The sequence below is a fragment of the Acinetobacter sp. 226 genome (assembly GCF_048147925.1).
GTDB classification, from domain to species: Bacteria; Pseudomonadota; Gammaproteobacteria; order Pseudomonadales; family Moraxellaceae; genus Acinetobacter; species Acinetobacter pecorum.
On record NZ_JAYWYX010000002.1, the window covers coordinates 57734 to 72629 of the forward strand.

A 14896-nucleotide genomic window follows, 5' to 3' on the forward strand; every position below is an offset into this window, starting at 1 on the left:
CTTTCAATATTCTTCTTTAGACGCATGTATAAAAAATAAGAAGAAATAAGCCTGATTCAGTGTAAAAAGAAAGATTAATACATCATTAACTTAATGATTACAAAATTAATAAGCTTTGTTGCAAAGTAAATTGATCTGATTGAAAGCACTATAAATTGGCTGTAAAGCAGTTGTAGTGAGGAGTTGTAATTAAAAAAGAGCCTCATTTCTTGTGGTCATTATTGTTTGAAATATACATTAAAATTACAGAACAAAAAAATTCTTTGTTTAAAGATAAAACACTAAGGAAGGATAAAGCTAGCTGTCAAAAATAAATATCACCGGCAGTCATAGTACTCGGCTGCTTATTTTAAGATGGCTCATCTTTAGTGATAACCAGATAAAAATGCAAAGAAATTTCAGGGAATAAATTTTATGAAAAAGCAGATTTCTCTCTTTGGTGTGGCTCTTGTATCGGGTTTACTGAGTGCTTGTGGTGGAAGTGGCTCAGATAATCCCACAGTCTCTACCCCTCCAAATGTTCCGAAGGAAAGTATTTCCCCTGAGCTTTCAGAAGAGTTTGTCCCTTTTGAAGATCAGGATATTGTGGATAAAATTCGCGATAAAATTTCTGGAGATTCCAGTAATGATACAGACTACAACGTTGCTCTAGGTCATATGATTGGTGAAGTATTTGCAGATTATCCTTATGGGCGTACTGCACGTATCATCAAGATTTATAATCTGGGCATCAATAGTATTAAATACCCAAATCTGATCTGCTCAGAAGTAAATACCAATGGTGCAGTCAAGACTCTTAAATTAAAAACGGATAGAGAGAACTGTATTATTCTGGACAAGACTTATCGTAAAGGCTCCACCATTACTCAGACAGTGAATGGTGACACGACGACTTTAAGCTTTAGCAATGTCCGTTATGGTTCAAATGTGGATTTTAATCTCAAGGACGACTACCTGATTTCTGGCACAATTGTACATCGAAAGACCAAAAATAACATGGGGCAATCCGAATCTTATCAAATCGATCAGTTGGAATTTCAGCGTATAGCCGAGACCGGTCAGGCGGGTACTTCTGGAACCGCGTTTGATACAAAGAGCAAAGAATATCTGCAGGTGCGTAATTATAATTACAGCCTGGTCGATGATTATGGCAGTGGCAGTAATGGGAATCGTACCTTAACCAGTCGCGGTACGATTATCGGTCAGCCTGATCTGGCAGATTATCGTTACAGTTTTGATTTTAATACCAGCACACCATTCAAAATGGATGAAACCGTATTAAATAACTATAAGCATTTGCCAAAAGAGGGCGTGCTTAGAATTACCGACAGTTATAATCAGATAATTGAGGTCAAACAAAACCAGCCTGAATCGTTAAAGGCTACTGTTTATTTCAATGGCAGTGAAATTGATGACTTGCTGTGGTCTACCATTATTGGTAATAAACAATAATTCGAGAGGTCAAAAAAGCCCTGTATTGCCGGGGCTTTTTTATTTTTGATGGGATATCTATATTACAAAAAATCTTTAAATAGCCGTGCTAATAAATCAGGTAGCTGTAGCATCCAATAATAATTCAGCGGGATAAACAGCCTGCCATGATGCTTTAAACTGTTTGTGCACTTGGTCAATCGGAAAAGTACTGAATTTCGCAATGTTTTTCGCTTTTTGAAGGTTGTCGGCGCGCATATATGCAATCAAATAGTCCTGACCATGAAGTTGCAGATAAAACCAGGACTCGACATGAACCTGTTCAGCCTTAAGCGTTTCAATTACTTCGTCTTGACGTGCTTTTAAAGTACGCTGCCAGTCAGAACTTGCTGCATGTGTAAGGGCTTAAGTTGAATGAGAACTGCGCCGACATCCATAATTTTAATTTTCTTTTGAGTATCATTATGATATAAATGATTTATATGAAAAAAGCGACCTGAACCGGTCGCTTTTAAGCTTTTAAGAGGCATTGAGTTGGGTTGAACCAATCCAGTGCTTGGAAAACTGATAGGCAGCACGTCCTGAACGTTGACCGCGTGCCTGACACCAGCGTAGGGCTTCAGCACGGGTTTCTGGCGTGAGTTCCATGCCTGCCTTTTTCAGATAATGTTCTACAATTTCTAAATACAGATTCTGATCCATTGGATAAAAAGAGAGCCATAAGCCAAAGCGGTCAGACAGCGAAATTTTTTCTTCAATCGCTTCTTGCGGATGTAATTCGGTATATTGCGGCACATCAACTCGGGTAACGGGCGTATTTTCATGCATGAATTCGGGTAATAAATGACGACGGTTACTGGTCGCATAAATCACAAAATTGCTGGAACCGGATTGTAAAGAACCATCCAGAACACTTTTTAAACTGCGATAATTTTCGTCTTCGGCATTAAAAGCCAGATCGTCACAATAAACAATAAACTTCTCTGGACGTCCGGCAATGAGTTGCTGGATTTGCGGTAAATCAGACAAATCATCCCGTTCAATTTCAATCAGGCGCAAGCCTTGCTCTGCATATTCAGTCAACAGGGCGCGAACAATAGAAGATTTACCCGTACCACGAGAACCCGTCAGCAAGACATCATTAGCAGGTAGGCCTTTTAAGAACTGCAAAGTATTCTGGATAACTTTTTCTTTTTGTCGCTCAATACCTTTTAAATCGGCCAGTTCTATCTGTCTGAGCTGATGAATGGGTTTGAGCTCACCATTTTGCCACTTATAGGCAAGCGCAGAAAAATCAGGATTTTTTTTCAGTTCGGGCAGGCTTTGCTGCAGCTGCTGCAGCACAGTTGAAAGGGTATTTAAAATATGGTCAGGTAACTCAATTTTTGCCATGATCTAAGCATACAGATTTAAAATTATGCCTAAGATAGTATCACTGCAAAATACACAGTCAAAGCCGGAAAAGTATGATAATTTGCTTAAAGTAGAGAATCTTCGTTATTGTAGAGGATAGAAAGTTTGGACAAATTTTCTGGCTCTGAGTACGAGCTGTATCAAGAATAAATATAGGGAAGAAGGCAGATGCTGTTTAAAGATTTTACTCAGGACATTAATCCACATCAGGCCTATCGTATTAAAAAGCTCAAGCAGCAGCTGCAACAGGCTGAGTCCTATGAAGAATGGAAATATATTGCCCTGAAAATAGATGAAGAATCAGGTGCGCAGGAATGGAAATTTGATAACAGCTCCCCGTATTTTGATGCAGAAGTAATTGCACATCGTCTGGGTAAATTAAGACGCTATCGACAACAAAAGCGTACCCGTGACCTGATGTATATTTTGCGTGAAGGCCTAAGTTACGATATTGCCAACATTGCCCATCCTCTGTTATTCACTGAAGCTTACGTCGGTACCAAAAAAATTATTGAAGATTATGTCGAAGAAGTCAGCCAGAGCTTAGCCTATATTGCTTCAATAGACTGTACTTGCCTAAGTATTGAAGAAAAATTAGAGTATTTTCAGCATTGTCAGCGTGCTTATGGACAACCGGCCTTGATGTTTTCTGGTGGTTCAACTTTAGGCCTGTTTCATACGGGTGTATGCAAGGCCTTAATGGAGCAGGATTTATTACCAAAAGTCATGTCGGGTTCTAGTGCGGGCGCAATTATGACAGCCATGTTAGGCGTGTCCAAACCGTCACAATATGTCGATATTCTCAAGGGGCATAATTTCTTTCATGAGGCTTTTCATTTCCGCACAATGAGCGAATTGCTGAAAGGCAATGGTGGTCTGGCCGATGTAAAATATCTGAAAAAATTTCTGATCGAAAATCTGGGTGATCTGACCTTTGAAGAGGCTTTGAAAAACTCAGGCCTGCATATTAATATTGCAGTTGCGCCTTATGATGGGGCACAGGACGCACGTATCATGAATGCCTATACATCTCCGGATGTGCTGGTCTGGAGTGCGGTGCTGGCCTCTTGTGCAGTGCCAATTCTGTTTCCACCTGTGCGTTTGACCAGCAAGCGTTATGACGGTCAATATACCCCTTATATGGGATCAACCCGTTGGGTGGATGGCAGTGTGCGCAGTGATTTTCCGCAGGAGAAAATGGCACGCCTGTATAATATCAATTATACCATTGCCAGCCAGACCAACCCGCATATCGTGCCATTTATGCAGGATGATATTTCACGTTTCCGTAAAGGTACCTTGAGCTGGCCGCAACGGATTGTTCGCCGGCAGGGCGCGGTGATTACCAAAGGTATGATGGATTTCGCCCGGGAACATGCGGGAAGTTTGCCTCCTGTACGCCGTCTTTTGGATCATGGCTATGGTGTGGTGGATCAGCGTTATTATGGTGATGTGAATATTGTCGGTAAATATAGCCTGCGCCACTATAGCTATATGTTGCAGAATCCAAGGCCGTATCTGTTTAAAATTTTACAGCGTGAAGGGGAGCGGGCTACATGGCCGAAAATTTCCCTCATCGAAACTCAGGAACGCGTGGGGAAAACTATTCAGCATTGTCTGGAACTGTTAAATTATCAGCATGCACCTGATCCAAAACCTGAATACATTGCCACGACTTAATTTAGATCATCTTGATACTTCTAATTTTGAACTGCGAACTAAAGCCCGCAGCTTGGGCTTTGGGCGGCGTTTGTATTATGCTGAAAAGCAGGCGCTCTGGCTAAAAACCCAAATACCGAATATCTCTGATAGCTTAAAATTATCAACGCAGGCTGAAATGGGCTGGCAGCGTGAGCTGGATTTTTATCAGGTTTATGCCCGATCAAGTGAGCTAAATTTCTTCCTGCCCCATCAAATTATTCAACAACCTTTCAAGATCGGTCATGACCACTTTGAGCATGCTTTGATTCTGGTGGATGCACGGGCGCATTTTCAAGTCATGCCGCATCAGCAATCCATTACACAAATTCGACAGCATTTGCTGCAAGCTGTAGAGCCTTTAGTCTGCTTGCAGGAGCTGGGCTATATACATGCGGATTTAAAGCAGGAGCACTTTGTAAATGATCAGGGCAGGGTATGCCTACTTGATTTTGAACATGTGCAGTCAATCTATCAGAATGATACCTATGAGCTGAATGCAACACCACGTTATATGGCGCCAGAACTTTTTCAAGGTCAGGCCAAGAGCCTGCAAAGTGAAGTTTATGCTTTAGGCGTGATTTTTTATGAATGGTTAAGCGGGCAGCGTTTACAGGCGACTGATTATCTGGATTGGGCGCTGTTGCATTGTCAGCGTCTAAAGATTGGGTTACCGGAAAGTTTACAGGTCTTTCAAGGCTTATTAGAAGATATGCTATGCAAGCAACAACCGCATCGACTGACAGATTTCAAAGCGGTTAGATCCTACTTAATGACTGAAATTGAATGAGAAAAATACAATAAGACCGGGATTGTTTCTTATTTAATCAAACGGGTGCTTTTTTATGATAAACGGCTTGTCAGCTGGAAATGATCTCTATAATATACACAGCCATCGGGGACGTGGCGAAATTGGTAGACGCACTGGATTTAGGTTCCAGCGCCGCGAGGTGTGAGAGTTCGAGTCTCTCCGTCCCCACCAATCGATATTCGGGTAACTGGATATTGAATTGAAGTAGAGGATTGGTGTAATGGTAGCATGACGGTCTCCAAAACCGTTCGTCAAGGTTCGAATCCTTGATCCTCTGCCAAAGTTTGAAAGAAATCCAACACTAAGTTGGTACCCTGATGGGGACGTGGCGAAATTGGTAGACGCACTGGATTTAGGTTCCAGCGCCGCGAGGTGTGAGAGTTCGAGTCTCTCCGTCCCCACCATCATATTAAAGCAAGGCTAATGCCTTGCTTTTTTATTGCCTGAAATTTAAGTCTAATTTTTAGTGTGATATTTGCTGTGATAAGTAATGAACTTTAATGCATTCCAGGTTTTACTTCTTAAGTGAATGATTATTATCAGGGCATGACTGTAAAAATTCTAATATCAAAAATGATAAGCTGCGCGATCCCACTGCTTTTAAATTTCAATGGAGTGATCTTTCATTCGTTATACCCATCATTTTTATATAGAAGGGGATAAATTTAATAATAGGAATATAAGTAGGATGATATTTGCTCAATTGAAAGTTAACTGCTTAATTTTTGATATAAAAGCATTTAGATTCTTACAGAACTACTTGTGAATCAGGTCTAATCGCTATAATATACACAGCCATGGGGATATGGCGGAATTGGTAGACGCACTGTGTTCAGGTCGCAGCGCCTTCTGGGCGTGAGAGTTCGAGTCTCTCTATCCCCACCAAATATGAAAAACAAGGTATCTACCTTGTTTTTTTTTGCCTGCAATTTGCTAAGCCCAGTTTTATTTATTCTGTTTTCTATTTTTGGTTCCATATACTGCTTCAGATCTAATTTGCAATCAAAGAGGCAGTTTCAGCGTTCTGTTTAATAATGTTAATTAATATTAGAAATTCATTTGAGTTTTTATTTGGGATAGAGGAATTAAATAAAAACTTTTGAAGAAATAACGGACTTGTAGCTTGACCCTAAAAATAGGCAAATTTTCGACATCAGTTTTATAAAAAAATAAAAAATAAGCTTAACTGTTTATTTTATAGCGGAATAGACTGTTATTGCTTGTAAAATCACTTGTCAATGACGGTCTATCTCTATAATATACACAGCCATCGGGGACGTGGCGAAATTGGTAGACGCACTGGATTTAGGTTCCAGCGCCGCGAGGTGTGAGAGTTCGAGTCTCTCCGTCCCCACCAATCGATATTCGGGTATCTGAATATTTGATTGAAGTAGAGGATTGGTGTAATGGTAGCATGACGGTCTCCAAAACCGTTCGTCAAGGTTCGAATCCTTGATCCTCTGCCAAAGTTTGAAAGAAATCCAACACTAAGTTGGTACCCTGATGGGGACGTGGCGAAATTGGTAGACGCACTGGATTTAGGTTCCAGCGCCGCGAGGTGTGAGAGTTCGAGTCTCTCCGTCCCCACCATCATATTAAAGCAAGGCTAATGCCTTGCTTTTTTATTGCTCAAGATTTCTCAAAAAAGAAAAGCCCATCGAAATGGGCTGAATAAATGGAGAATAGTGCTACTGAATCAGTGGAGAAATTAATTTATTTTTCTACTCCTAAATAGAAGCAATCAGGCTTTCAAGTGGTCTTCAAATTCCTCACCTAGTTGTAATGCCAAGGCATTGCCTGCCAGATCACAGGTGACCAAGCCATATTCTTTCTTAAAGCTGAAACTGAAACCACGATCATCTGCCAGCGTACGTACCGAATATCCCAATTTTTCTAACCATAGTCGAAATGCAATCAAATTTTTAGCTTTAACCACTTTTTTCACGAGATCACTCCTTCATCATTGTTAAATGTTAAATAAGGGTGAAAAATAATGTTTTAAAGGGCATTTAACCTTATTTAAATTAATTTAAATGAATTTGTATATATAGTGAACATTGTGTGAGTAAGAAAAAATCAATTTAAGCTTTAAGTAAATGATTTTTATAATATTGAAGATGTTGTAACTAAATATTAAGTTTTTAAATAAGATAGAAATATATAATTAATTTTATAATTCAATGGTTTATATCTTAGATGATCTGTTTTTTAAATTTTTCCTATAAGGTCAAAATAAAAAATTAGCCATAAAATGAAAATATTTCTTCTCATTAATTCAATCCATTCAAAAATACTGGTTGATGATTTTCTGCCCTTTAGTCCGGTTTTACATGTTTTATACTGGCATAAATATAATTCTTAGGCTGAGTTCCCGCACCATGACTGAAGTAACCATTGAACAGTATGTAAAACAGCAAATTGAATTGATGCAGCAGCAAGGAATTGATCCGGTTGCTGTAATGTTGGGACATGAAGACTGGTTGAATTTTAGTGTTCAGTCGAAAGTGGCCTATACGCCTTTTGGGAGTGCCCGTCGTTATCAACCTGCTTTAGGTGGTTTGCTGCTGGTACGTATTGATGAAATGCAGGCGGTGCGTGTGGTTAATCAAGAGGAACTGGATACCTATGCACAAAGCAACCAGATTCTTTAATTTTACTTATTGGTACATAAGCTCTCAGTTCCGGTAAATAGAACTCAAGCACTAAGTTTCTGCTCTCGCATAGCATCATTAGGGGCGACATAACCAATGTTACTCTTAAAATTTGGCGACTTTATTGGTATGTCATTATGTAAAGGGGGATATTTTTATTTTGGAGCAACCATATATTTCTACTAGTGGCTTATAAATTTAATTTAAGAGAATCACCAGTACATTGAATGAAATAATTTATTTTCATTTTTAACAAGTCGCCAACAGCATAGAGGATTTTAATAACTTAAATTTAGTAAACGATGTAATTAACTACATCCTTTGCAAGATTGTGAGAACTCATATGGAAATTTCACATTTAGATCATTTGGTTTTGACTGTTGCCGATATAGGTAAAGCGTGTAATTTTTATAGTCAGGTTCTTAATTTTGAGGTTGTTTCTTTCGGAAATGATCGCAAAGCATTAAAGTTTGGACAGCAAAAAATAAACTTACATCAGGCTGGAAATGAATTTGAGCCTAAAGCGAGGCATCCCACAAAAGGATCTGCTGACTTATGCTTTATCGCGAAAACCCCATTAGCTATGGTTATTGTGCATTTAAATGATCTTAATATTCATATTGAAGAGGGGCCGGTTCAACGTACAGGTGCTATTGGAAATATCATGTCTATATATATTAGAGATCCTGATGATAATTTAATAGAAATAGCTAACTACCTTGACTAGTTTTTATTTAAGAATACTAAAATGAATATAATACACCTGATATAAATCCAAACATTTGAAGCTATGATTTGAATGTTCATTCATTTTTAAATTTTTATCCGCTTATTGATATTACTGCAATATTTTTAAGTGACTTGCTGATATATTTGAGGTTTGTTGATCTCTAAAAAATCTTCGGGTTTACCCAAGTCTTTGAAATCAAATTTACGATACAAGCCATGAGCATCAGCCGTTGCTAAAAGAATGCGTCTTAAATTCTCTGAGCCACTTTTATCTAAAAGAGTCTTTATGATTACTTTAGAGTAGCCTTTACCACGAAATTCAGGTTTAACATAAATATCCGCAAGATAAGCAAATGTTGCATAGTCTGTAATGGAACGACCAAAGCCGATGAGCTGATCTTCCGCTAATAATCCAACCACTAAAGAGTTTTTAATTGCTTTTTGAACGACTTCTTTTGGAATATCTTTAGACCAATAGGTGGTTTTTAAGAAATGATGAACTTTATCTAGATCAATCTCATTTTTATTATCTGTTATTCTAATATTTTCCATAACCGGACATTCCATTTCGCTACCTTCCTTTGATTTTATAAATATAGTTAAACTTATTATTTCTATAGGATTATTTCTAGGACAAGTATTTTATATCCCCGGGGTAATCATAAGAAAGAAAATGGCTCAGTAATCTCTTTTTAGGTAAATGTCCAATAGATTCCACCTTATATAAAAGTGATACGAGCCCTTCAAGCACACATTATGCAGTGCCAATGATTAAATAGTATTGATCTAAAGATTAATTTTTAACTTTGGATTGAATTTAAAATTCATCCTTTAAGGTTCTTAAATGCTGAAATTCCTTCACGCTCTCTGCACGAAGAAAAGGATTGGTTTGCAATTCAATTTCAATACTGCTTGGTAGCGTACACTGGCCTAGCATACGTAAACGCTCGATCTGCTCGAAGCGTTCCAGAATTTCAGGATTATCTGGTTCGACGTGTTTGGCAAACTGTGCATTCGACAAGGTGTATTCATGAGTGCAATACACCTGCGTGCGCGGCGGCAAGGCAGCCAGACGAGACAGTGAATGATACATCTGTTCAAACGTTCCTTCAAAAACCCGGCCACAACCCATAGCAAATAAAGTATCGCCGCAGAACAGTACATCAATTGCATCAATAAAATAGACAATATGGCCGAGTGTATGCCCAGGTACAGCAATCACCTGAATATCTATTCCATGAAAATTAAACTGTTCTTCATGCTCAAGTGGATGGGTGATAAACGGAATTTTGCTTAGTTCTGCCCGTGGGCCATACACAGGCAGATTTTTCCCCTGGATTAACCCCGGCACACCGCCAATATGGTCTTTATGCCAGTGCGTCAGCCAGATTTGACTTATGATCAAATCGTGCTCGGCACAATAGGCGTGTACCAAGTCTGCTTCAGTTGGGTCAATCACGGCCACCTGATGTGACACGGTATGTTCAAGTAACCAGATATAATTTTGCAGTGAATTCTGGACATCAATACAGTGAATTTTAAAAGGCATCATAGCGCATCACATCAAATCAAAATTAGGAATAAAGTAGCATAATTTCAGGTATTCTGGAGTTGCTAGATAGTATCTGTTAAACCAGAATGACTTCCATGTATGCTGAATAGAAAGATATAGAAAAATCAAGATTCAGGAGCATCAATGCTCACCGCATTACCAATAGTATAAAAATGCCCACCGGCTACATGATGAATACTTTTCCATTCTTCATCCACTTCATGATAATGCCAGTGGCCGTCGCGGAAGACCCGATCATCGGCATAGGCTGCAATCACCTTGCCAATAAACAGGTCATGCATTTGCTGGTTATGCGGCTCGGGAATCAGTTCGCAAAGTATCCAGGCCGCACAGCCTTGTACTACAGGAATATCTGCATCAGGAAAATGAAATAGTTCTACTCCGGATTGTGCCAGTTTGTCCGGCACATCATACAGGCTCTGTGTGCCCAGATAATAGACCATATTCAGCTGTTTCAGTGTCGGAATTTGCAGAGCAAAATAACCTGAATTTTCAATAATATTTCGGGTTTTGGTGCTTTTGTCCAGCACCACGGTCACTTTGGCAGGACTGAATTCCAGTGCACATGCCCAGGCCGCTGCCATGACATCTGTATCCTGCTGGTCTTGAGCAGATACCAGTACAGTAGGGCCATGGGTAATCAGACGATAAGCTTTTTCTAAGGGAACACTTTGAAGATGGGAGTTTGTCATGCAGCACCATTTGCTCTATTTATTTAATAGGCTAGATTAATGAGATCATTAACATATTCAAGTTTATTCTTGCAAAAAAGCTTTTAAACTAGAGATCGTGAATTCAGGAATTCAAAAAATGAAAATGTACCAAGTCGATGCGTTTACTACAGAATTGTTTAAAGGCAATCCAGCCGCCGTGATTGTACTGGAGGATTGGCTCGAAGATGAGCTGATGCAAAATATCGCACTGGAAAATAATCTGTCTGAAACAGCTTTTGTTAAAGTGATGGATAACGAGAATTATGCCATTCGCTGGTTTACCCCAACCAGGGAAGTGGATTTTTGTGGTCATGCGACATTGGCCAGCAGTTTTGTATTATTCAATCAGTTTGGTACAGGGAAAAAGATTTATTTTCATGTGAAAGATTTAGGCATTTTTGTGGTCAGTCAGGATGCAGATGGCAAGATCAGAATGAATTTTCCAATCCGTCGTGCAGAGCCAGTTGCTGAATATCCTGAAGCTTTAAGACATGCTTTGAGCAAACCGTTTAAACAGGTTTATCTGAATGCACAGGGCTATATTGTTGAATATGGATCGGTACAGGATGTGCTGGAGGAAACGCCTGATTTTGAACTGCTTAAACAGTTGAATGGTAAGCGTACAGCCATTACTGCTCAAAATACCTGTTTAGATGTCGCAATTACTTCACAAGATACGCAATACGACTGTATTTCACGTTATTTTGCACCGAGTAATGGCATCAATGAAGATCCGGTAACCGGTTCGATTCACACCGGAATTGCCCCGCTGTGGGCCGAAAAACTGGGTAAAAATGAACTGGTCGCCTATCAGGCATCAGCACGTGGTGGCGTACTGTATTGTGCCTTGCAAGATCAGGAGCGTATTGAAATTTCAGGTTATGGAAAATTATATATGCAGGCAGAAATTTATATTTAATGACATAGATATACATGTCGTCAGGTGAGGCGGCATGTTATTTTGATGGTTCGGCTTGGAATAGGCTATTTGGTAAAAGAATCATTTCCCAAGATGAGCATGAATAAAAATTTACCTTTATAATTTGGATGAATAATGTTGCTACGTTATAAAAATTTAAGTCTGGCTATCATATTGTCTGGCTGTAGTGTGCTGAGTTTTGCACAACCTGTGTTAGTGAAAAGTGAACAAAATGTTGAAGAATATCGACTAGATAACGGACTACGTATTATTCTGGCTCCGAATGATAAAGAAAATAAGATTTTTATGAATACGGTCTATCTGACCGGTTCCCTGAACGATCCTCAAGGTAAGGGCGGACTGGCCCATCTGCTGGAACATTTGGCCTTTAAAGGTACAGAAAATGTCAAAGGGGATGAGTTCCAGCGCCGACTGGATCAATACACCTTGATGACCAATGCCAGTACCGACTATTACTCGACCAAATATACCAATGTGATCCGTCCTGAAAAAACAGCATTAAGTGAAGTCATTTTTCTGGAAGCCGAACGCATGGACAAGCTGGTGCTTCAGGAAAAATATGTACCGACTGAAATTGATATTGTAAAACGTGAGCGTGAAATCCGGCTGGACCAGCCATTTTCGGTATTGATCGATCAGGTATTTAAATCGGCCTATGGTAATCAGTATTTAGGCCGTTTGCCGATTGGTGATCTGAATGAACTGCAATCTATCAATATGCAGGAATTAAACCGTTTTTACCGTCAATGGTATGCACCGAATAATGCCTTTATGGTGATTTCGGGCAAGTTTGACAAGGCAGAGGTATTAAAACAGCTGGATACGCATTTCAGTCCGATTCAGTCCCGAAATGTACCGGCGCAAGTGAAAGTGCCGGCGCTTAAACCCGAGCAGATCAAACAGCGTGAATTTACCGTGCGAAAAGGTAGTGATCTGGCAAGGTTTAATATTTATTTAAACCAATCAGAAGAAAACATTAAAACGGCTTTGGCTGTTTCGCCAACGCTCTATACTTTGCAGCCAAGTGGGCATCTCTATCAGAGTATGGTGGAAACTGGGAAGTCAACAGCGGTGCAATCCAGTACCTGGCTTGATAAAGACTTCAATCTGGTGTTTATGGGGGCAATCTATGCCCCGAATCATCAGCCACAGGATATTGAACAGGGGCTGATTCAGGGAGTAGAAAAGAACCAGCCTTTTACTCAGGCAGAACTGGATCGGGCTAAAAATCTGACCCGGAATCAGGCAGATAATATTAAAAGTAGTGCGACTGCTTTGGGTTCACGTTTAAGTGATTATGCTGTGACGTATTCGGGTGACTGGAGCAAGTATTTTAAAGATCTGAATGCAATTCAAAGCCTGAGTGTGAATCAGGTCAATCAGGACTTTAAGAACTTCTTTAAACCTGAATACCGTATTTCTGGCAATATCTTACCTACACCGGAAGATCAGAAGAAAGCACAAGAACTTGCACAAACAGAAGCACCGGCAAAAACCCTGGATCAGCAGGTGCAAGCAGAAGAGCCACTGAAAGATGTCAGTGTCTATCAGGCTGAAGTAAAAAAATATATACAGCAGTCCAAACAGTATTTGCATAGTAAAGACAAACAGATTCAGCGTGGCAAGTTAAAAAATGGCATTAAATATGCGCTGTTTCCGACCACTACACGCGATGATAAAGTCTATGCCACAATTTCTCTAGATTTTGGTACTGCACAAAGCCTGATGAATAAAGGCGAGATTCTGGATCTGACGGCTTACTTATTGTTACGCGCATCAAAAGACCAGAGTCTGCAGCAGATTGCCGATAAAATTATTGAGGTAGGTGGTTCTGCGACTGCCAGTGCATCCAGTAATGGCCTGACCTTGCAAATCAGCGCTAAAAAAGAAAAGTTTGAAGAGTTTTTCCAGTATGTCGTTGATGTGCTGAAAACCCCTACATTTGAGCAAAGCCAGTTTGACTTGATCAAGGGGCAAATTTTATCCAGCCTAGATCGTCCTTATACCGAACCAGATACGGTGTCGAGCTTGACGATGGCCCGAACGATCGAGATCTATCAGCCTGGCGATCTGCGTTTCCATTTCGAGCCGGAACTGGCCAAAAAACAGTATCAGAAAGCGACTCGCGAACAGGTTGTGGCACTGTATCAGCAGTTTTTAAAAACCCAGCATGCGCAAATTGCGGTTACAGGCGAATTTAATCCGAAATCGATGCAAAATGTACTGAAAAACAGTTTTTCAGACTGGAAAGCTACACAGCCTTATGAGCGTCTGAAATCGGAATATCGAAGCTATCCAGCCCAGAAAATTCATGCTTTGTCCGAGCAGCGTGAATTCGGGAGTTATGAGGCATTCATGAGCATGCCGGTCGGCGCAGATCATGCCGATGCACCTGCATTACAGGTACTTCGTTATATTCTGGGTGATTCACAGTTATCGTCACGACTGGCACAAGAGCTACGTGAGAAAAATGCACTAGTCTATGGTTTTAGTGCGGATGTGCAACTCGATGAATGGGCAGATGTGGGCGCCATGATGATTAGTGCCAATTATACGGCTGGAAAATCCGCACAGGTTTCCCAAGCAGTGCATAAGGTACTCAATGAACTGCTGACACGTGGCGTGACTGAACAGGAAGTCGAAGCGGCAAAAGCCAGTATCTTAAAACAGCGTTTAACTGCACTTGAAGATGATCGTCGTATTCATACTATGCTTATCCCACAGCTGGAAAAAGACCGTAATCTGGTTTACCGGGAAAAACGTGATCAGGCGATTGCTAAACTGAATAAAGCTGATATTGATGCCATGATTAAAAAATACATCAAGCCGGACCAGCTGGTTGAAGTGATGGCCGATCAATATGGGAAGGAAGTTAAAAAATCATAGTGTTAATCAAAAAATCTCCTCAAGTGAGGGGATTTTTTATTTATTTGAGCT

Annotated in this window: 12 protein-coding genes, 7 tRNA genes and 1 pseudogene; 14 read left to right on the top strand and 6 right to left on the bottom strand. The window is 40.0% G+C overall.

Going from position 1 to position 14896, the window contains the following annotated elements; translation table 11 throughout:
• Window positions 1–414 precede the first annotated feature (414 nt).
• Entirely contained in the window at window positions 415–1452 is a 1038-nt protein-coding gene (locus VXP95_RS01025) for a hypothetical protein (protein WP_416711217.1), read from the top strand.
• A 96-nt stretch (window positions 1453–1548) separates the two neighbouring features.
• On the opposite strand, the pseudogene VXP95_RS01030 reads toward VXP95_RS01025, so the two are convergent.
• Window positions 1549–1961 (bottom strand): annotated as a pseudogene (locus VXP95_RS01030) (DUF6176 family protein).
• A complete protein-coding gene (locus VXP95_RS01035) occupies window positions 1951–2823 on the bottom strand; it encodes an ATP-binding protein (protein ID WP_064095869.1) in 873 nt (290 codons plus the stop codon). The pseudogene VXP95_RS01030 and the gene VXP95_RS01035 overlap by 11 nt, the downstream one beginning before the upstream one ends.
• 189 nt (window positions 2824–3012) lie before the next feature.
• Here VXP95_RS01035 and VXP95_RS01040 point away from each other — a divergent pair, with 189 nt between their 5' ends.
• The 9 genes from VXP95_RS01040 (at window position 3013) to VXP95_RS01080 (ending at window position 6943) form a co-directional block, all read left to right on the top strand.
• Window positions 3013–4524 (top strand): DUF3336 domain-containing protein, encoded by a 1512-nt coding sequence (locus tag VXP95_RS01040; RefSeq protein WP_064101782.1) that lies wholly within the window; start codon window positions 3013–3015, stop codon window positions 4522–4524.
• Window positions 4511–5332: a protein kinase domain-containing protein gene (locus tag VXP95_RS01045; RefSeq protein ID WP_416681865.1), complete on the top strand. Its 822-nt coding sequence runs from the start codon at window positions 4511–4513 to the stop codon at window positions 5330–5332. Before VXP95_RS01040 ends, VXP95_RS01045 begins: the two co-directional genes overlap by 14 nt.
• A 107-nt stretch (window positions 5333–5439) precedes the next feature.
• Window positions 5440–5524: transfer RNA gene (locus VXP95_RS01050), tRNA-Leu, on the top strand.
• 35 nt (window positions 5525–5559) lie between these two features.
• A tRNA-Trp gene (locus VXP95_RS01055) sits at window positions 5560–5633 on the top strand.
• A 39-nt stretch (window positions 5634–5672) separates the two neighbouring features.
• A tRNA-Leu gene (locus VXP95_RS01060) sits at window positions 5673–5757 on the top strand.
• Between the two features lie 395 nt (window positions 5758–6152).
• A tRNA-Leu gene (locus VXP95_RS01065) sits at window positions 6153–6238 on the top strand.
• 387 nt (window positions 6239–6625) lie between these two features.
• Window positions 6626–6710: transfer RNA gene (locus VXP95_RS01070), tRNA-Leu, on the top strand.
• Between the two features lie 35 nt (window positions 6711–6745).
• Window positions 6746–6819, top strand: a tRNA-Trp gene (locus VXP95_RS01075).
• Between the two features lie 39 nt (window positions 6820–6858).
• Window positions 6859–6943 (top strand) — tRNA-Leu (locus VXP95_RS01080).
• A gap of 151 nt (window positions 6944–7094) precedes the next feature.
• Here VXP95_RS01080 and VXP95_RS01085 read toward each other — a convergent pair.
• Complete coding sequence (locus VXP95_RS01085) at window positions 7095–7298, bottom strand: hypothetical protein (RefSeq protein WP_004280022.1); 204 nt, start codon at window positions 7296–7298, stop codon at window positions 7095–7097.
• Window positions 7299–7731: 433 nt separating this feature from the next.
• On the opposite strand from VXP95_RS01085, the gene VXP95_RS01090 reads away from it, so the two are divergent.
• Both VXP95_RS01090 and VXP95_RS01095 read left to right on the top strand, forming a co-directional pair.
• The gene (locus tag VXP95_RS01090) at window positions 7732–8004 is read left to right on the top strand and encodes a hypothetical protein (protein WP_416682235.1); all 273 of its coding nucleotides are present in this window, start codon (window positions 7732–7734) and stop codon (window positions 8002–8004) included.
• A 343-nt stretch (window positions 8005–8347) separates the two neighbouring features.
• On the top strand, window positions 8348–8731 hold the full coding sequence (locus tag VXP95_RS01095; protein WP_416682236.1) for a VOC family protein: 384 nt from the start codon (window positions 8348–8350) through the stop codon (window positions 8729–8731).
• 125 nt (window positions 8732–8856) lie between these two features.
• Here VXP95_RS01095 and VXP95_RS01100 read toward each other — a convergent pair whose 3' ends face one another.
• From VXP95_RS01100 to VXP95_RS01110, 3 genes are all read right to left on the bottom strand, one after another.
• Window positions 8857–9300 (bottom strand): GNAT family N-acetyltransferase, encoded by a 444-nt coding sequence (locus VXP95_RS01100; protein ID WP_416711220.1) that lies wholly within the window; start codon window positions 9298–9300, stop codon window positions 8857–8859.
• A 250-nt stretch (window positions 9301–9550) separates the two neighbouring features.
• Window positions 9551–10285: a hydroxyacylglutathione hydrolase gene (gene gloB, locus VXP95_RS01105; protein WP_416682240.1), complete on the bottom strand. Its 735-nt coding sequence runs from the start codon at window positions 10283–10285 to the stop codon at window positions 9551–9553.
• A 125-nt stretch (window positions 10286–10410) separates the two neighbouring features.
• Window positions 10411–10998, bottom strand: a complete 588-nt coding sequence (locus VXP95_RS01110; protein ID WP_416682242.1) for a flavin reductase family protein — start codon at window positions 10996–10998, stop codon at window positions 10411–10413.
• A 118-nt stretch (window positions 10999–11116) separates the two neighbouring features.
• Here VXP95_RS01110 and VXP95_RS01115 point away from each other — a divergent pair, with 118 nt between their 5' ends.
• Together VXP95_RS01115 and VXP95_RS01120 are read left to right on the top strand one after the other, a co-directional pair.
• Window positions 11117–11938, top strand: a complete 822-nt coding sequence (locus VXP95_RS01115; protein WP_416711221.1) for a PhzF family phenazine biosynthesis protein — start codon at window positions 11117–11119, stop codon at window positions 11936–11938.
• A gap of 135 nt (window positions 11939–12073) precedes the next feature.
• Entirely contained in the window at window positions 12074–14845 is a 2772-nt protein-coding gene (locus VXP95_RS01120) for a M16 family metallopeptidase (RefSeq protein ID WP_416682245.1), read from the top strand.
• Window positions 14846–14896 lie beyond the last annotated feature (51 nt).

Coding starts and splice junctions, on each gene's coding strand:
- VXP95_RS01025 (WP_416711217.1), top strand. CDS start 415: ATGAAAAAGCAGATTTCTCTCTTTGGTGTGGCTCTTGTATCGGGTTTA.
- VXP95_RS01035 (WP_064095869.1), bottom strand. CDS start 2,823: ATGGCAAAAATTGAGTTACCTGACCATATTTTAAATACCCTTTCAACT.
- VXP95_RS01040 (WP_064101782.1), top strand. CDS start 3,013: ATGCTGTTTAAAGATTTTACTCAGGACATTAATCCACATCAGGCCTAT.
- VXP95_RS01090 (WP_416682235.1), top strand. CDS start 7,732: ATGACTGAAGTAACCATTGAACAGTATGTAAAACAGCAAATTGAATTG.
- VXP95_RS01095 (WP_416682236.1), top strand. CDS start 8,348: ATGGAAATTTCACATTTAGATCATTTGGTTTTGACTGTTGCCGATATA.
- VXP95_RS01100 (WP_416711220.1), bottom strand. CDS start 9,300: ATGGAATGTCCGGTTATGGAAAATATTAGAATAACAGATAATAAAAAT.
- gloB (WP_416682240.1), bottom strand. CDS start 10,285: ATGATGCCTTTTAAAATTCACTGTATTGATGTCCAGAATTCACTGCAA.
- VXP95_RS01110 (WP_416682242.1), bottom strand. CDS start 10,998: ATGACAAACTCCCATCTTCAAAGTGTTCCCTTAGAAAAAGCTTATCGT.
- VXP95_RS01115 (WP_416711221.1), top strand. CDS start 11,117: ATGAAAATGTACCAAGTCGATGCGTTTACTACAGAATTGTTTAAAGGC.
- VXP95_RS01120 (WP_416682245.1), top strand. CDS start 12,074: ATGTTGCTACGTTATAAAAATTTAAGTCTGGCTATCATATTGTCTGGC.